Below are 3,833 nucleotides of genomic sequence, written 5' to 3'. Positions count from 1 at the left end.
GCACCGGACCGCGTCCCGGCGTCTCACAGCAGCCGTCGCCCGCCGAGCGTACGGGGCCTCGGCCTGGGGCGTCGCATCAACCACAGCCGCAGGGCGCGCAACTGCCGCCGCCCGCCGAGCGCACCGGACCCCGGCCGGGAGGCTCGCCGTTGCCGCCCCCCGCCGAGCGCACCGGACCCCGGCCCGGGGCGTCGCATCAGCCGCCACCGGCCGAGCGCACGGGGCCTCGGCCTGGGGCGTCGCATCAACCACAGCCGCAGGGCGCGCAACTGCCGCCGCCCGCCGAGCGCACCGGGCCGCTGCCGCGGGTGCCCATGCCGCCTCAGGGCGGGCAGGGGCCGATGCCCCATCAGGCGGGGCCGCCCCACTCGACGACCGGGCAGGGCCCGCTCCCCGGCTACCCGGCGCGGCCCAAGCGCGGGGTGCTGTCCGGCTGCCTGATGGCGGCCGTGATCGTCATCGTGCTGCTGGTGCTGCTGGTGACAGCGGTGTCGTGGTTCCTCCGCTCGCCGGGCGTCGGCGCGGACGGGCCGGTGCAGGACGGCAAGCTGCGGTTCGCGGTGACCAGTACGAAGTGCCCCAAGCCGGGCAGCGCGGCGACCATGCGCACGTGCGAGGTCGGCGTCCAGGTCAGGAACCTCGGCCAGGAGGCTCGCGTCCTCGACCCCGGCCGGCAGAAGCTGATCGACGAGGACGAGGCCCTGCACGACGGCGCCAAGCTGCTCGACGCCGACGGCAAGGAGATCACGCCGGTCCGCATCGAGGCGGGCCGGACGTTCAAGGGCTCGCTGGTGTTCGAGCTGCCGAAGAACCTCGACCCGCTGGGCCTGGAGGTGCACGATTCCGGCCTGAGCAGGGGCGCCCGCCTCAACCTCGACTGAGCACCCCCGCAGCGGCAGATGCGTCAGAAGCCCTGCTTGGGAGAGGCCACGCCTTCCAGCGGCTCGCCGGCGCCGAAGTGGCGGACGTTGGCGGTGACCCGGTCGGCCAGGCCGCGCCAGTAAGCGGGGCGGGGGTTGGCGCTGTGGGGGGTGATGAGGACGTTCTCCATCGTCCACAGCGGGTGGCCGGCGGGCAGCGGCTCTGGGTCGGTGACGTCGAGGGCGGCGCCGCCGATGACGCCCGCGCGCAGCGCCTCGACCAGCTCGCCGGTGACGACGAGGCTGCCTCTGGCGACGTTCACCAGCCAGGCGTCCTTCTCCATCAGCTCGAACTCGCGCGTACCGAACATGCCCCTGGTCTCGGGGGTGGCGGGCGCGGCGACGACGACGTGGTCGGCGCCGGGCAGCGCCTCGCGGTAGCGGGCGCGCGGCAGGATGGCGTCGGCGCCCGGCACCTCGCCGCGGTCGCTGACCGCCACCACCCGGCAGCCGAACGGCTCGAGCAGCCGGGTCAGCGCCCGCCCGATGCCGCCGGCGCCGACGATGGCGACCGTCGAGCCGGCCAGCATCCGAGAGTCGTTGCGGCCCCAGGTGGTGGCCCTTGCGTGGCGGTGCAGGTCGCGGGCGGCGGTCAGCATGAGGGCCAGCGCCTGCTCGGCGACGGCGGGGCCGTACGAGCCGGTGGCGGCGGTGAAGACGGGGTGCTCGGTGATGACGCCTGCGTCGGCCCACCGCTCGATGCCGGCGTGCGGCAGCTGCACCCAGCGGATGCCCTCGTGCAGCATGCCGCGCAGCTCGGCGGGGTCGTCGCTGCCGAAGTAGACGATCGCCTCGGCCTGCTCAAGAGGCACGACCCGGCCGCCGCCGCGTTCGACGGCGTCGATGAGCGCGGGGACGGGTTCAGGACCGACGTGAACGGCAACGGTCATCGGGGCAGCCTCCCGGAGGTACGCAAGGACACGCAAGGACACGCAAGGTCAGGGCCACGAGCCTATCCGCCCCCGTTCGTCTCCTCGCTCCCGCCATCGCATGATTCCCGACTTATGGGCTTTCGGGCGCATAAGTGGCGTGATCATCTGACTTATCGGACTATGACTCTCAAAAGGGGGCGCTTGACCATAAGGCACCCATGAGCAACGCTGAAGCGACAACCGTTGCCGGGGGCATCGCGTGAGGCGTCCATTCATCACCTTTCTGGCCGCCAACGCCTTGTCCGTCACCGGCAACATGCTCTCCATCCTCGCCGTCCCCTGGTTCGTGCTGGAGACGACCGGGAGCGCGGTGCTGACGGGGCTGGCCTCGTTCGCCACCACGTTGCCCATCGTGATCTCCGCGGCCTTCGGCGGCACGCTGGTGGACCGGTTCGGCTACCGGCTGACCAGCGTGCTGTCCGACCTGGTCAGCGGGCTGATCGCGCTGGCCGTCCCGGCGTTGTTCCTGACGACGGGGCTCAGCTATCCGCTGCTCCTGCTGATGCTGTTCCTGCGCTGGCTGGCGACCACCCCGGGCGAGACCGCGCGCAAGGCCATGCTGCCCGACCTGTCGCTGGCGGCCGGGGTGCGCATCGAGCGGGCCACGGCGGCGTACGACGGCGTCTACCGGGGCGCGGCCATGGTCGGGGCGCCGCTGGCCGGGGTGCTGATCATGTGGATCGGCCCGCACCTGCTGCTGTTCGTGGACGGCGTGTCGTTCCTGCTGTCGGCGCTGCTCATCGGGGCGGGCGTGCCGCGCGTACGGCGGAACGCCCGCGACTCGACCGGCTACCTCGGCGACCTGCGCGCGGGGCTGAGCTTCCTCTGGCAGGACCGGCTGCAGCTCAGCGCCACCGCCATGGTCGTCGTGGTCAACCTGCTCGACACGGGCGTCACGCAGGTGCTGCTCGCGCTCTACGCGCGCGAGGTGGTGGGCGACCCGCGCGCCTTCGGCCTGCTCACGGGCGTGCTGGGGGCGGGCGCGGTGGCCGGGACCATCGTGTACGGGGCGGCCGGCGGACGATTACCGATGCGGCTGACGTACGGGCTGTGCTTCCTGCTGGCCGGGGTGCCGAGGGTGCTGGTGCTGACCCTGGACGCGCCGTTCCCGGTGGCGCTGGCGGTGACGGCGCTGTCGGGGTTCGCCGCGGGCGCGATCAACCCCATCCTGGGCATCCTGCAGTACGACAGGATCCCCGCCCGGCTGCGGGCCAGGGTGATCGGCGCGATGACGGCCGCCGCGTACGCCGGCATGCCGGTCGGCGGTCTGCTGGCGGGCTCGCTGAGCACGCTGACCGGCCTGGACGTGACGCTGCTCATGTTCACCAGCGTCTACGTGCTGATCTCGGCGCCGCCCTTCGTCTTCCGGGCCTGGCGCGAGCTGGACCGCTCACGGTGAGCGGGCGAGCAGCACCGCCTCGGTGATCGGGGACTCGTGGGTGCCCGGCACGGTGCAGGCGTGGGCCCCTGCGACGGCGCCGAGACGTACGCATTCCTCCAGGGGTCTGCCGCGCAGGGTGCCGTACAGGAAGCCGGAGACGAACGCGTCGCCGGCGCCGTTGGTGTCGGCGATCGGCCCCGGCAGCGGCGCGGCGGGGAAGGCACGGAGGACGGCGGAGCCGCGCGTCAGCACCAGGCAGCCGAGCGCGCCGCGCGTGCACACGACGGTGTGGGCCCGCCCGCGCTCGATGACCTCGCGCATGGTGGCGGCCGGGTCGGGCAGCGCGGCGGCGGACAGGAACACCAGGTCGGCCTGGCGGGCGAAGTCGCGGTGGTGGTCATTGACGCCGTCCCAGTCGTGCAGGTCGGTGGAGACGGGCACGCCGCCGAGGTCGGCGAAGACGTCGCGGCAGGCGTCGATGATCGACACGTGCGCATGCCTGACCGGCACGCCGGCGTAAAGCTCGCGGGGCAGCCGCTCGCCCGGCGTGGCCCGCGCGTCGTGCAGCGAGCTGCGGCGGCCGTCGGGGCCCACGAGCAG

At 73.5% G+C, this 3,833-nt stretch carries 4 protein-coding genes; 2 read left to right on the top strand and 2 right to left on the bottom strand.

The genetic code is table 11. The features are described from left to right. A partial coding sequence (locus ABZW11_RS46090) for a DUF4352 domain-containing protein (protein ID WP_355432879.1) occupies positions 1-881 on the top strand: 881 nt, incomplete at its 5' end. Positions 882-904: 23 nt separating this feature from the next. On the opposite strand, the gene ABZW11_RS46085 is transcribed toward ABZW11_RS46090, so the two are convergent. Beyond that, positions 905-1,810: a D-isomer specific 2-hydroxyacid dehydrogenase family protein gene (locus ABZW11_RS46085; RefSeq protein WP_355432877.1), complete on the bottom strand. Its 906-nt coding sequence runs from the start codon at positions 1,808-1,810 to the stop codon at positions 905-907. 241 nt (positions 1,811-2,051) lie between these two features. Between ABZW11_RS46085 and ABZW11_RS46080 the strand changes: the two genes are divergently transcribed. Then, the gene (locus tag ABZW11_RS46080; protein ID WP_355432874.1) at positions 2,052-3,251 is read left to right on the top strand and encodes an MFS transporter; all 1,200 of its coding nucleotides are present in this window, start codon (positions 2,052-2,054) and stop codon (positions 3,249-3,251) included. On the opposite strand, the gene ABZW11_RS46075 is transcribed toward ABZW11_RS46080, so the two are convergent. Beyond that, a partial coding sequence (locus tag ABZW11_RS46075) for a PfkB family carbohydrate kinase (RefSeq protein WP_355432871.1) occupies positions 3,243-3,833 on the bottom strand: 591 nt, incomplete at its 5' end. The genes ABZW11_RS46080 and ABZW11_RS46075 overlap by 9 nt on opposite strands.

Origin of the sequence: Nonomuraea sp. NPDC004580, assembly GCF_040609855.1 — a bacterium.
Taxonomy (GTDB): domain Bacteria; phylum Actinomycetota; class Actinomycetes; order Streptosporangiales; family Streptosporangiaceae; genus Nonomuraea; species Nonomuraea salmonea.
The sequence above is the reverse complement of the archived record's forward strand: the minus strand, read 5'-3'. Positions and strand labels throughout refer to the sequence as shown.

Bases quoted from the DNA above. Each gene is read 5' to 3' on its own strand.
- ABZW11_RS46085 (WP_355432877.1), bottom strand. From the start codon at position 1,810: ATGACCGTTGCCGTTCACGTCGGTCCTGAACCCGTCCCCGCGCTCATC.